Origin of the sequence: Streptomyces sp., assembly GCF_031178505.1 — a bacterium.
GTDB lineage: Bacteria > Actinomycetota > Actinomycetes > Streptomycetales > Streptomycetaceae > Streptomyces > Streptomyces gulbargensis.
The window spans coordinates 1-17,269 of sequence record NZ_JAPSIW010000056.1 but is presented as its reverse complement, the minus strand read 5'-3'; the positions used below and the strand labels follow the sequence as shown (position 1 = coordinate 17,269).

General features: G+C 74.5%; 15 protein-coding genes. 14 read left to right on the top strand and 1 reads right to left on the bottom strand.

Annotated elements, in window-relative coordinates:
• Nucleotides 1-8 precede the first annotated feature (8 nt).
• The 14 genes from RIF68_RS07270 (at nucleotide 9) to RIF68_RS07205 (ending at nucleotide 17,104) form a co-directional block, all read left to right on the top strand.
• Nucleotides 9-431 carry a hypothetical protein gene (locus tag RIF68_RS07270; protein WP_309050305.1) on the top strand — a complete coding sequence of 141 codons (423 nt, stop codon included), beginning with the start codon at nucleotides 9-11 and terminating at the stop codon, nucleotides 429-431.
• Between the two features lie 51 nt (nucleotides 432-482).
• Complete coding sequence (locus RIF68_RS07265) at nucleotides 483-1,352, top strand: TatD family hydrolase (protein ID WP_309050304.1); 870 nt, start codon at nucleotides 483-485, stop codon at nucleotides 1,350-1,352.
• An 84-nt stretch (nucleotides 1,353-1,436) separates the two neighbouring features.
• Nucleotides 1,437-2,792 (top strand): ubiquitin-like domain-containing protein, encoded by a 1,356-nt coding sequence (locus tag RIF68_RS07260; protein ID WP_309050303.1) that lies wholly within the window; start codon nucleotides 1,437-1,439, stop codon nucleotides 2,790-2,792.
• 184 nt (nucleotides 2,793-2,976) lie between these two features.
• Entirely contained in the window at nucleotides 2,977-3,849 is an 873-nt protein-coding gene (rsmA, locus tag RIF68_RS07255) for a 16S rRNA (adenine(1518)-N(6)/adenine(1519)-N(6))-dimethyltransferase RsmA (RefSeq protein ID WP_309050302.1), read from the top strand.
• Entirely contained in the window at nucleotides 3,846-4,757 is a 912-nt protein-coding gene (locus tag RIF68_RS07250; RefSeq protein ID WP_309050301.1) for a 4-(cytidine 5'-diphospho)-2-C-methyl-D-erythritol kinase, read from the top strand. Before rsmA ends, RIF68_RS07250 begins: the two co-directional genes overlap by 4 nt.
• A gap of 86 nt (nucleotides 4,758-4,843) precedes the next feature.
• Nucleotides 4,844-6,133, top strand: coding sequence for an acyltransferase (locus RIF68_RS07245; protein ID WP_309050300.1), 1,290 nt, complete (start codon nucleotides 4,844-4,846; stop codon nucleotides 6,131-6,133).
• A gap of 144 nt (nucleotides 6,134-6,277) precedes the next feature.
• A complete protein-coding gene (locus tag RIF68_RS07240; protein ID WP_309050299.1) occupies nucleotides 6,278-8,086 on the top strand; it encodes an ABC-F family ATP-binding cassette domain-containing protein in 1,809 nt (602 codons plus the stop codon).
• Between the two features lie 112 nt (nucleotides 8,087-8,198).
• Nucleotides 8,199-10,034, top strand: coding sequence for a PQQ-binding-like beta-propeller repeat protein (locus RIF68_RS07235; protein WP_309050298.1), 1,836 nt, complete (start codon nucleotides 8,199-8,201; stop codon nucleotides 10,032-10,034).
• 16 nt (nucleotides 10,035-10,050) lie between these two features.
• Nucleotides 10,051-11,883 (top strand): PQQ-binding-like beta-propeller repeat protein, encoded by a 1,833-nt coding sequence (locus RIF68_RS07230; protein ID WP_309050297.1) that lies wholly within the window; start codon nucleotides 10,051-10,053, stop codon nucleotides 11,881-11,883.
• 173 nt (nucleotides 11,884-12,056) lie between these two features.
• The gene (locus tag RIF68_RS07225) at nucleotides 12,057-12,740 is read left to right on the top strand and encodes a LuxR C-terminal-related transcriptional regulator (RefSeq protein WP_309050296.1); all 684 of its coding nucleotides are present in this window, start codon (nucleotides 12,057-12,059) and stop codon (nucleotides 12,738-12,740) included.
• 141 nt (nucleotides 12,741-12,881) lie between these two features.
• Entirely contained in the window at nucleotides 12,882-13,925 is a 1,044-nt protein-coding gene (galT, locus tag RIF68_RS07220; RefSeq protein WP_309050295.1) for a galactose-1-phosphate uridylyltransferase, read from the top strand.
• Nucleotides 13,922-14,905 (top strand): UDP-glucose 4-epimerase GalE, encoded by a 984-nt coding sequence (gene galE / locus RIF68_RS07215; protein WP_309050294.1) that lies wholly within the window; start codon nucleotides 13,922-13,924, stop codon nucleotides 14,903-14,905. The genes galT and galE overlap by 4 nt, the downstream gene beginning before the upstream one ends.
• Nucleotides 14,902-16,044 (top strand): galactokinase, encoded by a 1,143-nt coding sequence (gene galK, locus RIF68_RS07210; RefSeq protein ID WP_309050293.1) that lies wholly within the window; start codon nucleotides 14,902-14,904, stop codon nucleotides 16,042-16,044. Before galE ends, galK begins: the two co-directional genes overlap by 4 nt.
• Before the next feature lie 238 nt (nucleotides 16,045-16,282).
• On the top strand, nucleotides 16,283-17,104 hold the full coding sequence (locus tag RIF68_RS07205; protein ID WP_309050292.1) for a response regulator transcription factor: 822 nt from the start codon (nucleotides 16,283-16,285) through the stop codon (nucleotides 17,102-17,104).
• Here the strand turns inward: RIF68_RS07205 and RIF68_RS07200 are convergent.
• A partial coding sequence (locus RIF68_RS07200; RefSeq protein WP_375165682.1) for a MarR family winged helix-turn-helix transcriptional regulator occupies nucleotides 17,063-17,269 on the bottom strand: 207 nt, incomplete at its 5' end. The genes RIF68_RS07205 and RIF68_RS07200 overlap by 42 nt on opposite strands.

The following is a 17,269-nucleotide window of genomic DNA, read 5'->3' as shown; positions in this document are numbered from 1 at the left end:
GAGCTGGCATGACCGAGATCACCGGCACCGGCATATCCGTCGCCCATGAGGCGTACGCCTTCGCCTGTATGCGGTGCGGTTACGGCTGGGAGCAGGCGTACGACATCGAGCACCACGTCGACGCGGCCGGCCAGGAATTCGTCGTCTACAAGGCCGGAGGAGAGCGGGTGCCGTCCCCGCTGTCCAGTCCCACCTGCATGAACTGCGGCGGGCACGTCGTCCGCATCATGCGCGCGGGGCAGGTCTCCTCGGTGCTCGACACGGTCGCCGCGACCGAGCGGCACCAGCCGGGTGTGCGGGCGGCCAAGCCCGTCTCGCCGGCGGGGCCGATCGGTCAGGAGCTGACCGAGGAGTATCCGGAGCGGCCCCCGGTGCCGCACCACTGGCACCTCGCGGATCTGCTGCGTCCTTTCCGCCACCGGGACAGGTAGCACCCGGGCCGCGCGGCGCCCCTGCCGCGCGGCCCTCGTACGATCGGGGCCATGAGTGCCAAGGACGCCCCGCCGCCGCTGCCCGAACCGCTCCTCGTGGAGGTCGCGGACTCGCACACCCACCTGGACATGCAGTCGGGGACCGTCGAGGAGGCCCTGGCGAGGGCCGCCGCCGTCGGCGTCACGACCGTGGTGCAGGTCGGCTGCGACGTGAAGGGCTCCCGGTGGGCGGCCGAGACCGCCGCCGCCCACGCCCAGGTGCACGCGGCCGTCGCCCTGCACCCCAACGAGGCCCCGCACATCGTGCTCGGCGACCCGGACGGCTGGTCCCGGCAGGGCGCCCGGGAGGCCGGCGGCGACGCGGCCCTGGACGACGCACTCGCCGAGATCGACCGGCTCGCCGCCCTGCCGCACGTCCTCGGCGTGGGCGAGACCGGCCTGGACTTCTTCCGCACCGGCCCCGAGGGCATGGCCGCGCAGGAGCGTTCCTTCCGCGCCCACATCGAGATCGCCAAGCGCCATGGCAAGACCCTGGTCATCCACGACCGGGAGGCCCACGCCGACGTGCTGCGCGTCCTGGACGAGGAGGGCGCGCCCGAGCGGACCGTCTTCCACTGCTACTCCGGGGACGCCGACATGGCCCGGATCTGCGCGGCCAAGGGCTACTACATGTCCTTCGCCGGCAACGTCACCTTCAAGAACGCCCAGCCGCTGCGGGACGCCCTCGCCGTCGCCCCGCTGGAGCTGGTCCTGGTCGAGACCGACGCCCCGTTCCTCACCCCCGCGCCCTTCCGGGGCCGGCCCAACGCCCCGTACCTGATCCCGGTCACCGTCCGGGCGATGGCGGAGGTGCGGGGCATCGGGGAGAACGACCTCGCGGAGGCCATCGCCGTGAACACCGCCCGCGCCTTCGACTACTGAGCCGCGCGGACTTCCATAACGGTTACGCCACGTAGCCGGGTCGTCATGCCGAGTGACCCGCCCAGGGGCTAGGGTCCCGGCCTCGTGAGCACTTCCCAGGGCAGTCACCGGGCCGGACGGCGCGGGGCCGGCGCGCCGGCCCTCCCCCTGCACGAGCAGCCGACACAGGCCGCGCTGGTCCTCCCGACCGCTCCACCGCCACCACCTCCGCCCCCGGCCTCGCCCCCGCAGGCCGGTCCGGCCGCGCCGACCCTCCCGGCGGTCACCGTCCCGGCCGTCGTCCCGCACCAGGGCTCACGTGCCGGTTCCCGCCGGGCGGCACGGCGCCGCAAGGCCGGCGGGGCGGGCGCGGAGGGGCTGCGCCGGCTCGTCCCGCAGGCCCTCGTCGTCGCCTTCCTGGCCGGCGGCACCAGCGCCTTCGTCGCCGACGACAAGGCGGTCCGGCTCTCCGTGGACGGCGTGCCGCGCACCTTCCACACCTTCGCCGACGACGTCTCCGAACTCCTCGGCGACGAGGGCGTCGCCGTCGGCGACCACGACATCGTCGCCCCCGCGCCCGGCCACGCCCTCGCCGACGGGGACGAGGTCGTCGTCCGCTACGGCCGCCCCGTCACCCTCACCCTGGACGGCACCCGCCGCCAGGTGTGGACCACCGCGCGGACCGTCGACGGCGCCCTGCGCCAGCTCGGCGTCCGGGCCGAGGGCGCCCACCTGTCCGTCTCCCGCTCGGCCCCCATCTCCCGGCGGGGCCTCGCCCTCGACGTCCGCACCGAACGCGCCGTCACCTTCCTCGCCGACGGACGTGAGCGGACCGTCCGCACCAACGCCGCCACCGTCCGCGAGGCCCTCGCCGAGGCCGGGATCACCCTCTCCGGCCAGGACACCACCTCCGTCCCGGCCGGGAGCTTCCCGCGCGATGGCCAGACGGTCACCGTGCTCCGCGTCACCGCCTCCCGGCAGGTCCGCGAGGAGGCGATCCCGTACGCCGTCGAGCGCGTCCGCGCCCCGGACCTGTTCGCCGGCACGGAGGTCGTCGAACGCCAGGGCGCCCACGGCGTCCGCCGCGTCACGTACAGCCTGAGGTCCGTCAACGGCGTCGCCCAGCGGCCCCGCAGGACCGGCGAGGAGATCGTCCGCGCGCCCGTCAGCCGCAAGGTCCGTGTCGGCACCCGGCCGCTGCCTCCCTCCGTCGCGGGCGCCGACGGCCTGAACTGGGCCGCGCTCGCGGCCTGCGAGTCCGGCGGACGCCCGGACGCCGTCGACCCCTCCGGCACGTACGGCGGGCTCTACCAGTTCGACCCCGCCACCTGGCGCTCCCTCGGCGGCGACGGCGTCGCGCAGGACGCGCCCGCCGCCGAGCAGACGTACCGGGCGAAGAAGCTGTACGTGCGGCGCGGCGCGAGCCCCTGGCCGCACTGCGGTCACCGCCTCCACGGCTGACCACCCGGGCCCGGCGCCCCGCCGGCCCGCGTGAGCCGCTGCCCGGCCCGCGCCGGAAGCCCCACCCGGCCCCGCGCCGAAACCGCTGCTCGTACCCCGCCCGGCCGGCACCGGGCGCCCCGCCCGGCCCGCCCCGGCCGGTGAGCCGTAGGAGGCGCGCACCCGTGCCCCGTAGGCTGTACCGGTGAGCACCACCACCGGCCCCGACGGCCCCGACGCCCTCCTCGGCCCCGCCGACATCCGTGAACTGGCCGCCGCCCTCGGCGTGCGGCCCACGAAGCAGCGCGGCCAGAACTTCGTCATCGACGCCAACACCGTCCGGCGGATCGTCCGCACGGCGGAGGTCCGCCCCGACGACGTCGTCGTGGAGGTGGGTCCCGGCCTCGGCTCCCTCACCCTGGCCCTCCTGGAGGCCGCCGACCGGGTGACGGCCGTCGAGATCGACGACGTGCTCGCCGCCGCCCTGCCGGCCACGATCGCCGCCCGCATGCCGGAGCGGAAGGACCGCTTCGCGCTGGTCCACTCCGACGCCATGCAGGTCGAGGAGCTGCCGGGCCCGGCGCCGACCGCGCTCGTCGCCAACCTGCCGTACAACGTGGCCGTCCCGGTCCTGCTGCACATGCTCGACCGCTTCCCGACCATCGAGCGGACCCTCGTCATGGTCCAGGCCGAGGTCGCCGACCGGCTCGCGGCCCGGCCGGGGAACAAGGTGTACGGCGTGCCGTCGGTGAAGGCCAACTGGTACGCCGAGGTGAAGCGCGCCGGCTCCATCGGCCGCAACGTCTTCTGGCCCGCGCCGAACGTGGACTCCGGGCTCGTCTCCCTCGTCCGCCGCGCCGAGCCGGTGGCCACCACCGCCTCCAAGGCGGTGGTGTTCGCGGTCGTCGACGCCGCTTTCGCACAGCGCCGCAAGACCCTGCGGGCCGCCCTCGCCGGCTGGGCGGGCTCCCCGGCCGCCGCCGAGGAGGCCCTCGTCAAGGCCGGGATCTCGCCGCAGGCGCGGGGCGAGGCGCTGACGGTGGAGGAGTTCGCGCGGATCGCGGAGGCCAGGGCATGAGCGCGCCCACGAGCGTGACCGTACGGGTCCCGGCCAAGGTCAACGCGCAGCTCGCGGTCGGCGCCGCCCGCCCGGACGGCTTCCACGACCTGGCCAACGTCTTCCTGGCCGTCTCCCTGTACGACGAGGTGACGGCCACCCGCGCGGACGCGCTGACGGTCACCTGCGAGGGCCCCGACGCCGACAAGGTGCCGCTCGACCGCACCAACCTGGCGGCGCGGGCGGCCGAACTCCTCGCCGCCCGGCACGGGATCGAGCCGGCCGTGCACCTGCACATCGCCAAGGACATCCCCGTCGCGGGCGGCATGGCGGGCGGCAGCGCCGACGGCGCGGGCGCGCTCCTGGCCTGTGACGCGCTCTGGGGCCTGGACACCCCGCGCGCCGAACTCCTGGAGATCTGCGCCGAGCTCGGCTCGGACGTGCCGTTCAGCCTGGTCGGCGGGGCGGCCCTCGGCGTCGGGCGCGGCGAACGGCTGACCGGCCTGCCCGTCGGCGGCTCCTTCCACTGGGTCTTCGCCGTCGCCGACGGCGGGCTGTCCACCCCGGCGGTGTACGGCGAGTTCGACCGGCTCACCGAGGGCGTGGACGTCCCCGCGCCGGCCGCCTCCCCGGCCCTCCTGGAGGCCCTGGAGACCGGTGACACCACCGCCCTCGCGGGCGCCCTCGTCAACGACCTCCAGCCGGCGGCGCTCTCGCTGCGCCCCTCGCTCGCCGCGACCCTGGAGGCCGGCACCGGCGCGGGCGCCCTCGCGGCCCTCGTCTCCGGCTCGGGTCCGACGACGGCGTTCCTGGTGAAGGACGCGGACGCGGCGCGGACCGTGGCCGACGCCCTGATCGCCTCGGGCACCTGCCGCACGGCCCGGGTGGCGACCTCCCCGGCCCCGGGGGCCACCGTCCTGACGGACTGACACCCCCGCCCTCGGGCGGGTACTCAGGCGCGGGCTGAGTACCCGCGCCCTGTCGGCGGCCGGGCCGCGCTCGGCACCGTACCCCCATGGGAACCAGCGCACGCGACCTCGCCGCCGCCACCCCGGCGGGCCGGGACCGGTACGTCGACCTCCTGCGGGTGGCCTCGCTCGCCGTCGTGGTCCTCGGCCACTGGACGATGGCGGCCGTCACCCCCGACGGGCGGATCGACAACCTCCTCGCCGTCGTCCCCGGCCTCCAGATCGCCACCTGGGTCTTCCAGGTCATGCCCGTCTTCTTCTTCGTCGGCGGTTTCGCGCACGCCCTCGCGCACCGCTCACGGCCCGGCTACGCCGACTTCCTCCGCGCCCGACTGCGGAGGCTGCTGCGGCCCACGATGGTCTTCGTCGCCGTGTGGGGCGCCGCCGCGCTGCTGATCCAGCTGGCGGGCGCGGGCGGCGGGACGGTCGGAGCGGTGCTGCGGCTGGTCCCGCAGCTGCTCTGGTTCATCGGGATCTACCTGGCGATGGTCGCCCTCACCCCGCCGCTGCTGCGGCTGCACGAGCGGTACGGCCGGGGGGCCTTCGCCGGGCTGGTGGCGGGGGCGGTCCTCGTCGACGTGCTGCGGTTCGCGGCGGACGTGCCGTACGTCGAGTTCCTCAACTTCGCCTTCGTGTGGCTCGCCGTCCACCAGCTGGGATTCCTGCGCGCGGACGGCATGATCCGCCGCCCGGCCCTCCTCGCCGGCGCGGGCCTCGCGGGCGCCGCCGCGCTGGTCGCGCTCGGCCCGTATCCGCTGTCGATGGTGGGGATGCCCGGCGAGGAGGTGTCGAACATGGCCCCGCCGACCCTGGCGCTGCTCTGCCACGGCCTGTGGCTGGTCGGCGCCGTCGAGCTGCTGCGGGGCCCGGGGAGCCGGTTCGCGGCCCGGGCGGGGGTCTGGCGGGCGGTGGTCGCGGCGAACGGGATCGCGATGACCGCGTTCCTCTGGCACCTGACGGGCATGCTCGGCGTGTACGGCGCGCTCGCCGCCCTCGGCCTGGAACCGCCGGCCCCGGCCTCCGCCGCCTGGTGGGCCTGGCTGCCGGTCCGGCTGCTCGCGGCGGCGGCGCTCACGGCCCTGCTGGTGGCGGTCTTCCGCCGGTTCGAGGCGCCGGCGCCGTCCGCCCGGACCGGGGGGTCGGGTCCGCTGGCCGCGTTCGGCATCACCCTCGCCCTGCTGGGCGTCCTCGGCCTGTCGGCGGCGGGCTTCGCCGGGCTCCTGGAGGGCCACACGGCCACCCTGATCGCCGTGGACGTCTCGGCCCCGGCGGCGGTGACCCTGGCCCTCGCGGGGTGGCTGCTGGTGGAAGGACCTCCGTCCCGCCGGTCGCGGTGAGGCCGGTGCCGAAGGGGACGGAGAGCCGAGCCGGTCGCGGTCCACCGGTCCGTGACGGGATGCCGGTCTCCTCGTGACCAGGAGTGACCACCCACGTCACGGTCTACCCTGGACACCGATCGATCACCCCTTACAGGAGTCAACGTGGCCGTCAACCTGGTCAATGTCGAGAACGTCAGCAAGGTGTACGGCACCCGTGCGCTGCTCGACGGCGTGTCGCTCGGCGTCTCCGAGGGGGACCGGATCGGGGTGGTCGGGCGCAACGGCGACGGCAAGACGACCCTCATCCGGATGCTGGCCAAGCTGGAGGAGGCCGACTCCGGCCGGATCACCCACAGCGGCGGGCTGCGGCTCGGGGTGCTCACGCAGCACGACTCGCTCGACCCGGCGGCGACCATCCGCCACGAGGTCATCGGTGTCATGGCCGACCACGAGTGGGCCGGCAGCGCCAAGATCCGCGACGTGCTCACCGGCCTCTTCGGCGGCCTGGACCTGCCGGGCTTCGAGAAGGGCCTGGACACGGTCATCGGGCCGCTGTCCGGTGGTGAGCGCCGCCGGATCGCACTGGCCAAGCTGCTCATCGAGGACCAGGACCTGCTCGTCCTCGACGAGCCCACCAACCACCTGGACGTCGAGGGCATCGCCTGGCTCGCCCGCCACCTGCAGAACCGGCGTTCGGCCCTCGTCTGCGTCACCCACGACCGGTGGTTCCTCGACCAGGTCTGCACCCGCATGTGGGACGTGCAGCGCGGTGACGTGTACGAGTACGAGGGCGGCTACTCCGACTACGTCTTCGCGCGGGCGGAGCGGGAGCGGATCGCCGCCACGGAGGAGGTCAAGCGGCAGAACCTGGTCCGCAAGGAGCTGGCCTGGCTGCGGCGCGGCGCCCCGGCCCGTACCTCCAAGCCCCGGTTCCGCATCGAGGCCGCGAACGCGCTCATCGAGGACGTGCCGCCGCCGCGCGACACCAGCGAGCTGATGAAGTTCGCGGGCGCCCGCCTCGGCAGGACGGTCTTCGACCTGGAGGACGTGACCGTCACGGCGGGACCCAAGACGCTGCTCCAGCACCTCACCTGGCAGCTCGGCCCCGGTGACCGCGTCGGTCTCGTCGGCGTCAACGGCGCGGGCAAGACCTCACTCCTCCGGGCGCTCGCGGAGGCCGCCACCACCCAGGGCGAGAAGCAGCCGCCGCAGGGCCGGATCGTCGTCGGCAAGACCGTCCGCCTCGCCTACCTCTCCCAGGACGTCACCGAACTCCCCGCGACGCTGCGGGTCCTGGAGGCCGTGCAGCAGATCCGCGACCGCGTCGACCTCGGCAAGGGCCGGGAGATGACGGCCGGCCAGCTCTGCGAGCAGTTCGGCTTCGGCAAGGAGAAGCAGTGGACGCCGGTCGGTGACCTGTCCGGCGGTGAGCGGCGCCGTCTGCAGCTGCTGCGCCTGCTGATGGACGAGCCGAACGTCCTCTTCCTCGACGAGCCCACCAACGACCTCGACATCGAGACCCTCACCCAGTTGGAGGACCTCCTCGACGGCTGGCCGGGCTCGATGGTCGTGATCTCGCACGACCGGTTCTTCCTGGAGCGGACCACGGACCGCACCTTCGCGCTCCTCGGCGACCGGGCGCTGCGGATGCTGCCGCGCGGCATCGACGAGTACCTGGAGCGGCGCCGGCGGATGATCGAGGCGGCCGTCCCGGCGCCCGCCGCCGCGCCCGCCGCCCCGGCGAAGCAGGGGCCCTCGGCGGCCGACGCGCGCGCCGCGAAGAAGGAGCTGCAGAAGGTCGAGCGCCAGCTCGACAAGGTCTCCGAGAAGGAGGCGAAGCTGCACGCGCGGATCGCGGAGAACGCCACCGACTTCGAGCAGGTGGCGAAGCTCGACGCCGAACTCCGCGCCCTCGCGGGGGAGCGCGAGGAACTGGAGATGCGCTGGCTCGAACTGGCCGAGGACGCATAACGAGGGCATCACGGGCCGGTCCTCCCTTGGGCACAAGGGGCGGACCGGTCGCTTTTGCGCCAGCGAGTGAGTGGTAGAAAGACAACCCGCTCACGTCAAGGGGGAAACGCTGATGACCCAGCCGCCCAGCAACCAGCCGCCGGGGGGCTTCGGAGCTCCTCAGGACCCGAACCAGGGCCCCCAGGGCACCGGCGGGACGCCGGGGCCGCCGCAGGCCCCGCAGATGCCGCCGGTCCCGCCGCAGGCGCCGCAGACCCCGCCGGCCGGCGCCCCGGGACCGTACGGCCAGCAGCCGCAGCCCGGTTACGGGTACCCGCAGCAGCCCCAGCCCGGCCCGTACGGGTATCCGCAGCAGCCCCAGCCCGGTCCGTACGGCCAGCCGGCGCCCGGCCCCTACGGCCAGCAGCCGGGTCCGTACGGCTACCCGCAGCAGCCGGGCCACCCGGGTGGCCCGACGCCGCCCGGTACCCCCGGCGGCCCCGGCGGCGGCGGCCCGTTCAAGGGCCGGACCGGTCTCGTCGCGGCGATCGCCGCGGGTGCCGTGCTCGTGGCCGCGGTGACCACCTGGGCCGTGGTCGGCGGCGGTGACGACGAGGAGCCGGTCGCCCGGCCGACCGCGACGGCCTCCGGTTCCGCCTCCGGTTCGGCGGAGCCGAAGCCGAGCGAGTCGGTCGACCAGGGCGACGGCAGCGGCGACGGGACCGGCGGGAGCGACGACCTCAACGCCGACCGCAAGCCCGGCGAGGCCAAGGTCAACTGGCTGCTGAAGAACGACGTGGACCTGCCCCGCAACGGCGCCGACGTGCACGGCCCGTGGATCGTCGGCGACACCGTCGTCAAGGCGATGTACAAGGGCGTCGACGGCTACAGCCTCAAGGACGGCAGCCCCAAGTGGCACGTCGACCTGCCGTTCGAGCTGTGCGCGGTTCCGGCGGAGCCCTCCGCCAACGGCCTGATGGTCTTCGGGTACGCGGAGAGCGCCAAGGACGGCGCCAAGTGCACCCAGCTCCAGCAGATCGACCTGAAGACCGGCAAGGCGGGCTGGAAGAAGGCCGTCCCCAAGCCCAAGGGCCTCTTCGCCTTCTCCGACAACACCCTCGCCATCGGCGGCAACACGGTGACCGCGTCGGGCAGCAGCAGCGCCTACGGCTTCTCGCTGACCGACGGCCGCCAGCTGTTCGCCTCGCCCGCGGACGGCTGCAAGCCCTTCGCGTACGCGGGCGGTCCGGCCAAGCTCATCGGCGCCTACAACTGCCCCTCGGGCGACGTGAACAAGAAGGTCCAGTCGGTCAGCGAGGTCGACCCCAACACCGGCAAGCCCAAGTGGAGCTTCAAGCTCCAGCCCAACTGGGAGGTCGACAAGGTCTACTCGGTCGACCCGCTGGTGGTCTCCGCCACCCAGCGCGAGGAGAAGAAGTGGACCGTCTTCGCGCTGAACCCCAACGGTTCGCTGCGCTCCCAGATCCAGGGCGGCAAGGACAAGTTCGCCCCCTCCTGCGGCGGCAGCTTCGTCGTCTTCGGCCGTAACCTCCAGGGCTGCACCGGTGTCGCCGCCGACGCCCAGCGCTTCTACATGGCGACCGAGACCGCCTACGGCGTCCCCAACGAGGTCATCGCCTTCGACCTGAGGAACGGCAAGCCCGTGTGGCGTTCCAAGGCGCCCGGTGAGCAGACCATGACGCCACTGCGCATGGAGGGCGGCGAGGTCCTGGTCTACGTCGAGCCGCGGTACGACGCGGGCGGCGCCGTCGCCACCATCGCCCCGGCCGGCGGTGCTCCGAAGATCCAGCTCCAGCACCCGGCCGGCACCTCCGAGATCGAGGGCAGCTTCTACAGCGCCGGCTACGCCTACGGCGGCGGCACCTTCGTGGTGGCCAGCGGGCGCGTCTCCGCGTCGAACGACAAGGACGAGAAGCAGGTCAAGACGATGATGGCGTTCAGCAAGTAGTGAAGGACACGCACCGATGACGCAGCCACCCCCGCCGCCGAACCAGCCGCCGGATCCGCAGCACCAGGGCGGCTTCGGCGCGCCGACGCCCCCGCCGCAGCAGCCCCCGCAGCCTCCGCAGGCACCGGGGTACGGCTACCCGCAGCAGCAGCCGGACCCCGGCTACGGCTACCCGCAGCAGCCTCCGCAGCCCCAGCCCGGCCCGTACGGCGGTGCCCCGCAGCAGCCGCCGGCGCAGCCCCCGTACGGCTACCCGACCGCGCCCCAGCAGGCCTACGGGCAGCCGGGGTACGGGCAGCAGCCCTACGGTCAGCCGCCGGGCCACGGCCCGCAGGCCTACGGGCAGCAGCCGACGGTGGCGGTGGCCCCGGCGGCCGGGCGCGGGAAGCTGTCGGCCCAGATGCAGATCGTCGTCGCGGCGGCCGTGGCCGTCGTCCTGATCATCGGCGCGGGCATCTGGTACGCCTCCTCCGAGGGCGGCGACCCGGCGCCCGACGCCAAGGGCACGACCGGTGCCCCGCAGGCCACCGGCGGCGGAGCCGGCGGGAACGGCGGCCTCGGGGGAGGCGGCACGGAGAAGGCCCCCGCCGACACGCAGGCCAAGCTGGCCTGGTCGGCGCCGGTGCCGAAGGTCCCGGACGTCACGGACGTCACCGGCTCGTGGCTCACGGACAAGGCCTTCGTGAAGCCGGGCGTCAACTCGGTCGTCGCCTACGACCTGGACAAGGGCACGGTCCTGTGGACCCTGCCCCTGACCGGACAGGTCTGCGGCGTCTCGCGCCACAAGACCGCCGACAACAAGGCCCCGATCCTCTTCGAGGCCACCAAGCGGGTTCCGCCGCGCTACTACCAGCCGTGCACCGAGGTCGGCCTGGTCGACCTGAACACCGGCAAGCTGGTGTGGTCGACCTCGGTCACCGGCGGCACCGCCGGCGACGCGAAGGTCCGGTTCAGCGAGGTCACCCTCAGCGGGCCGACCGTCGCGGCCGGCGGCTCCGACGGCGGCGCCGCCTTCGACCTCGCCAACGGCAACCCGCGCTGGAAGCCGCAGGCCAACAACCAGAACTGCTACGACCTCGGCTACGGCGGCGGCGAGGGTCTCGTCGCGGTCCGCAAGTGCGGCTCGTACGACAGCGGGTCGGTGACCGTCCAGAACGTCGACCCGACGTCGGGCGCGGTCATCTCGCAGTACAAGATGCCCACGGGCGTCAAGTACGCCTCGGTCGTCTCCACCAAGCCGCTGGTGGTCGCGGCGGACGTCGGCGAGAGCGCCGGTGACGGCAGCGGCATCTCCGACTTCTTCTCCCTCGACGAGAAGACGGGCAAGCTGAAGGCGAAGATCACCGCGGACGCGGACCAGTACGCGGCCCGCTGCCGCTCCACCAAGGTCGAGTCCTGCTCGCAGGTGCTCGTCGGCAACGGCCGGCTGTACGTGCCGACCGAGGAGCACGAGGGAAGCACCGGCGAGTACGGCGACGAGACCAACGAGATCATCGCCTTCGACCTGGCCACGGGCCGTACGGTCCCGGAGAAGGCCGACGCCGGTGACCGGTACACGCTGGTGCCGCTGCGCATGGACGGCGGCGACCTCATCGCGTACAAGGAGCCGCCCTACGACAAGGGCGGGCGGATCGTCTCCATCAACGGCGGCACGATGAAGGAGACCCTCCTCCTGGAGAACCCGGCGGACCGTTCGATCCGGGACGCCGAGACCAGCTTCAGCCTGACGGGTGCCGAACTCCGATACGAAAGCGGCCGGTTCTTCATCTCCGCCAACCTGGTGAGCAAGGCCCGCCCGACGGACACCAGCAAGAAGTACCTGCTCGTCTCCTTCGCCGTGCCGCGCTGACGGCCGCGCCGAGACAGGCCTTCGAGGGCTCCCCCGGTCGTTCCGGGGGAGCCCTCGGGCGTTTCCGGCTCCCGGACCCGGCCGGTGGTTGGGGTCTCGCGGAGCGGGGGAGCGTGTAGCTTGCCGGGTCAGGGTGGCCGGGGAGCGGCGGACCCGGAGGAGGGGGAGGCCGGATGGGCGTACGCCTCGTGGTGGTGGACGAGCACCGTCTGCTCGCGGAGGCGCTCGCCTCGGCGCTGAAGCTGCGCGGGCACCGGGTGCTCGCGGCGGCCGCGCCGGTGGCGGGGGCGGTGGACCTCGTGATCGGCCGGGCGCCGGAGGTGTGCCTGCTCGGCACGGCGGCACCGGCCGCTCCGGGCGCCTTCGAGCCGGTCGTACGGATCAGACGGGAACGGCCGCAGGTGGCCGTGGTGGTGCTGGGGCCCGTGCCGTCGCCGCGCGGGATCGCGGCGGCGTTCGCGGCCGGGGCCGCGGGCTACGTGCGGCACGACGAGCGCATCGAAGGGGTGGAGCGGGCGCTCCTGAAGGCGCGGGCGGGGGAGGCGGCGGTCGCGCCGCTGCTGCTGCAGGGCGCCTTCGCGGAGCTGCTCCACCCGGCGGCGCGGCCGGACGACGAGGGGCAGCGGCTGCTGCGGCTGCTGACGCGGCGTGAGGTGGAGGTCCTCGTCCGGGTCGCGGAGGGCGAGGACACCCGGTTGATCGCGGCCGGGATGGGCATCGCGCCCAGCACGGCCCGGACGCACGTGCAGCGGGTCCTGATGAAGCTGGGGGTCGGCTCGCGTCTGGAGGCGGCGGCCCTCGCGGCGCGCACGGGACTGCTCGACCGGGTGGTGCCGGGGCCCCGGCGCGCCCCCTGACACCGGCGCCGGAGCCCTCCGGCACGTGCACCGGAACCGCGGGGCGACGGCCCAGGGGCGGTCCCGGGCTCCGCCATTGACGGCGATGTTGGATTGTGATTACTTGTGCGTGGTTCTGTTCGATCCCGCGGAGGGCCTCCCGTGAAGAAGACCGTCACCACGCTCGCCGACGGGCGTGAGCTGATCTACTACGACGGACGTGACGACGCCGTCCGCACCGCCACCGACCCGCGCCCCCTGACGGCCGTGGTCTCCCGCTCCGAGATCCGGCTCGACGAGCTCACCGGTGACCCGGTCACCATCGCCTCCCACCGGCAGGCCCGCACCTACCACCCGCCGGCCGACGCCTGCCCGCTCTGTCCGGCCACCGGCGGCCGCGAGAGCGAAGTCCCCGAGGAGGCGTACGAGGTCGTCGTCTTCGAGAACCGTTTCCCCTCCCTCTCCGGCGGCGTCGGCCGCTGCGAGGTCGTCTGCTTCACCGACGACCACACCGCCTCCTTCGCCGACCTCACCGAGGAACGGACCCGGCTCGTCCTCGACGCCTGGACCGACCGCACCGCCGCCCTCTCCGCCCTCCCCGGCGTCCAGCAGGTCTACTGCTTCGAGAACCGGGGCCAGGAGATCGGCGTCACCCTGCCCCACTCCCACGGCCAGATCTACGCCTTCCCCTTCGTCGCGCCCCGCACCGCCGCGACCCGCCGCCGCGTCGACGAGCACCGCCGCGCCACCGGCCGCAACCTCTTCGACGACCTCGTCGCCCGCGAACGCGCCGACGGCGAGCGGATCGTCCTGGAGACCGAGCACTGGACCGCCTTCGTGCCCTACGCCGCCCACTGGCCGTACGAGGTCCACCTCCACCCCCGCCGCCGGGTGCCCGACCTGCTCGCCCTGGACGAGGCCGCCCGCGCCGACTTCGCCCCCGTCTACCTGGAACTCCTGCGGCGCTTCGACCGGCTCTTCGGCCCGGACCAGCCGCCCACCCCCTACATCTCCGCCTGGCACCAGGCCCCCTTCGGCGACCCCCGCCGCGAGGACTTCGGACTCCACCTGGAGCTGTTCACCGTCCGGCGCGCCCCCGGCAAGCTGAAGTTCCTCGCCGGCACCGAGTCCGGCATGGGCGCGTTCATGAACGACGTACGGCCCGAGGACGCGGCCCGACGACTCCGAGAGGTGGCGAGCGCATGACGACCGCGCGGAAGAAGTACCTGGTGACCGGAGGAGCCGGATACGTGGGCAGCGTGGTCGCCGCCCACCTCCTGGAGCGGGGCCACGCGGTCACCGTCCTCGACGACCTCTCCACCGGCTTCGCCGAAGCCGTCCCCGAGGGCGCGGAGTTCGTGGAGGGCCGCGTCCAGGACGCCGCCCGATGGCTCGACGGCTCGTACGACGCCGTCCTCCACTTCGCCGCCTCCTCACAGGTCGGCGAATCCGTCGTCCACCCGGAGAAGTACTGGGAGAACAACGTCGGCGGCACGATCGCGCTCCTCGCCGCGATGCGCGCGGCCGGGGTGCGCCGCCTCGTCTTCTCCTCCACCGCCGCCACCTACGGCGAACCGGTCTCCGTCCCGATCACCGAGACCGCCCCCACCGCGCCCACCAGCCCCTACGGGGCGACCAAGCTCGCCGTGGACCACATGATCGGCGGGGAGTGCGCCGCCCACGGCCTCGCCGCCGTCTCCCTGCGCTACTTCAACGTCGCCGGGGCGTACGGCTCCCACGGGGAGCGCCACGAGCCCGAGTCCCACCTCATCCCGCTCGTCCTCCAGGTCGCCCTCGGCCGGCGCGAGGCGATCTCGGTGTACGGCGCGGACTACCCGACCCCCGACGGCACCTGCGTCCGCGACTACATCCACGTCGCCGACCTCGCCGAGGCCCACCTGCTGGCCCTCGACGCCATGGCGGCGGGCGAGCACCTCGTCTGCAACCTGGGCAACGGCAACGGCTTCTCCGTCCGCGAGGTCGTCGACACCGTCCGCGCGGTCACCGGCCACCCCGTCCCCGAGATCACCGCCCCGCGCCGCCCCGGCGACCCGGCGGTCCTCGTGGCCTCCGCCGACACCGCCCGCGAACGCCTCGGCTGGCGGCCCACCCGCACCGACCTGGCGGCCGTCGTCGCCGACGCCTGGGACTTCGCCCGCGCGCGCCACGAGGAGGACCGGACATGAGCGTCGCCACCGGCTTCGAGGCGCTGTACGGCAGCGCGCCCGAGGGGGTCTGGGCGGCCCCCGGCCGGGTCAACCTCATCGGCGAGTACACCGACTTCAACGACGGCTTCGTGCTGCCGCTCGCCCTGCCGCACACCACCGTCGCGGCCGTCTCCCGCCGGGACGACGGCGTGCTGCGGCTGCACTCCGCCGACGCCGACGGCGGTGTCGTCCAGCTGGACACCGGCACCCTCGAACCGCTCTCCGGCGGCGGCTGGGCCGCCTACCCGGCGGGCGTCGTCTGGGCGCTGCGCGCCGCGGGCCACCCGGTCACCGGCGCCGACGTCCACCTCGCCTCCACCGTGCCCACCGGCGCCGGACTCTCCTCCTCGGCCGCCCTGGAGGTCGTCACCGCCCTCGCCCTGAACGACCTCTTCGGCCTCGGTCTCAGCCGGCCCGAACTCGCCCGGATAGCTCAGCGCGCGGAGAACGCCTTCGTCGGCGTTCCCTGCGGCGTCATGGACCAGATGGCGTCCGCCTGCGCCGAGGAGGGCCACGCCCTCCACCTCGACACCCGCGACCTCTCGTACCGTCAGGTCCCCTTCGACCCGGCCCGCGAAGGGCTCACGCTGCTCGTCGTGGACACCCGGGTCAAGCACGCCCTCGGGGACGGCGCGTACGCCGAGCGGCGCGCCGGTTGCGAAGCGGGCGCGCGGGCGCTCGGTGTGCGGACCCTGCGCGAGGTGAGCGCCGCGCACCTGCCGGAAGCGCTCGCCCGGCTGGGCGGGGGGACGACGGCGCGGTACGTCCGGCACGTGGTCTCCGACAACGACCGGGTGGCCCGGACCGTCGCGCTCCTGGGCGCCGGAAGGACCCGGGAGGTCGGACCGGTCCTCACCGAGGGCCACGTCTCGCTCCGCGACGACCTGCGGGTCTCCTGCCCGGAACTGGACCTGGTGGTCACGGCGGCGAACGCGGCCGGGGCCCTCGGTGCCCGCATGACCGGCGGCGGCTTCGGCGGTTCGGCGGTCGTCCTGGTGGAGAGCGCCAGGGCGGACGCGGTCGCCACCGCGGTGCGGGAGGCCTTCGCCGGCGCCGGCCACACGGCGCCCGGCGTCTTCCCCGCCGTCCCCTCGGCGGGCGCGCGGCGCCTCGTCTGAACGCGCCCCGCCGCCCACCGTCTTCGGACAGTTCCGCCAATCGGCCCCCGCCGTGCCGCCCCGCCCCTACTCTGTTGGGCAGCACCGGTGGGGGCCGGTGCCGTTTCAGGGGTCGAGAACCGCCGGGTACGGCGCTCGGAGAGGGGTAGCAGTCTGTGCACGGCGGCGGCCGTGCGACGGACGACCCGCCTCCGGCGCCGTGCCCGCGCCGGTCCGTTCCTCGACGCATGGGGGTTCTGTGGCACGTATCCGGGTCCTGGTGGTGGACGACCACCGCGTGTTCGCCGAGTCGCTGGCCGCCGCTCTCGCGGCCGAGCCGGACGTCGACGTGGCCGCGGCGGGCACCGGCCAGGCCGCGCTGCGCTCCCTGGAGCGCGCCGCCGCGGAGGGCCGCAGGTTCGACGTGCTCCTCGTCGACGCCGACCTCGGAGTGGCTCCCGGTCCGGGCCCGGCGCCGCTCACCGGTACGGGCGCGGGCGGGCCGTCCCTGCCCGGGCCACGGGCGCCGGGGGACGGAACGGCCGGCGGGCCTGCGGACGGGATCGCCCTGGTGGCCGGGGTGCGCGGCACCTATCCCGCCGTGCGCACCGTGGTCCTCGCGGAGCGGGACGACCCCCGCAGGGCGGCGCTCGCGCTGCAGGCCGGGGCCTCGGGCTGGGTCGCCAAGGACTGTTCCCTGCAGCGGCTCCTCGCCGTGGTCCGGGGGGTGCTGAGGGACGAGACACATCTGCCGCCCGCGCTGCTCACGGGCGTGCTGCGGGAGCTGACGGAGGCCCGGCGGCACCGCACCGAGAGCGAACGGCTCGTGGAGTCGCTGACCCCGCGCGAGCGGGAGGTGCTGCGCTGCATGGTGGCGGGCCTGGGGCGGAAGGCGGTGGCCGAGCGGCTGTTCCTGTCGCCGCACACGGTCCGTACCCACATGCAGAACGTGCTGGGCAAGCTGGGCGTGCACTCGACGCTGGCGGCGGTGGCGCTGGCCCGGCGGGCGGGCGTCGGCCCCGCGCCGCTGGAGGCTCCGCTAGCCGGGGACGTTGTCGAACGGGGCGGTCAGCCGGCGTAGCAGCGCTGCCAGCTCGCCGCGCTGGGTGCGGGAGAGCTGGGAGAGGATGGCCCGCTCCTGGGCGAGCAGTCCGGCCAGCGCCTCGTCGGCGCGGTCCCGGCCCTCGGGAGTGAGCCGGACGAGGACACCGCGCCGGTCGCTGGGATCGGGGAGCCGTTCGACCAG

Coding starts and splice junctions, on each gene's coding strand:
- RIF68_RS07225 (WP_309050296.1), top strand. CDS start 12,057: ATGGGCGTACGCCTCGTGGTGGTGGACGAGCACCGTCTGCTCGCGGAG.
- galE (WP_309050294.1), top strand. CDS start 13,922: ATGACGACCGCGCGGAAGAAGTACCTGGTGACCGGAGGAGCCGGATAC.
- RIF68_RS07270 (WP_309050305.1), top strand. CDS start 9: ATGACCGAGATCACCGGCACCGGCATATCCGTCGCCCATGAGGCGTAC.
- RIF68_RS07235 (WP_309050298.1), top strand. CDS start 8,199: ATGACCCAGCCGCCCAGCAACCAGCCGCCGGGGGGCTTCGGAGCTCCT.
- RIF68_RS07250 (WP_309050301.1), top strand. CDS start 3,846: ATGAGCGCGCCCACGAGCGTGACCGTACGGGTCCCGGCCAAGGTCAAC.
- RIF68_RS07245 (WP_309050300.1), top strand. CDS start 4,844: ATGGGAACCAGCGCACGCGACCTCGCCGCCGCCACCCCGGCGGGCCGG.
- RIF68_RS07230 (WP_309050297.1), top strand. CDS start 10,051: ATGACGCAGCCACCCCCGCCGCCGAACCAGCCGCCGGATCCGCAGCAC.
- galK (WP_309050293.1), top strand. CDS start 14,902: ATGAGCGTCGCCACCGGCTTCGAGGCGCTGTACGGCAGCGCGCCCGAG.
- RIF68_RS07265 (WP_309050304.1), top strand. CDS start 483: ATGAGTGCCAAGGACGCCCCGCCGCCGCTGCCCGAACCGCTCCTCGTG.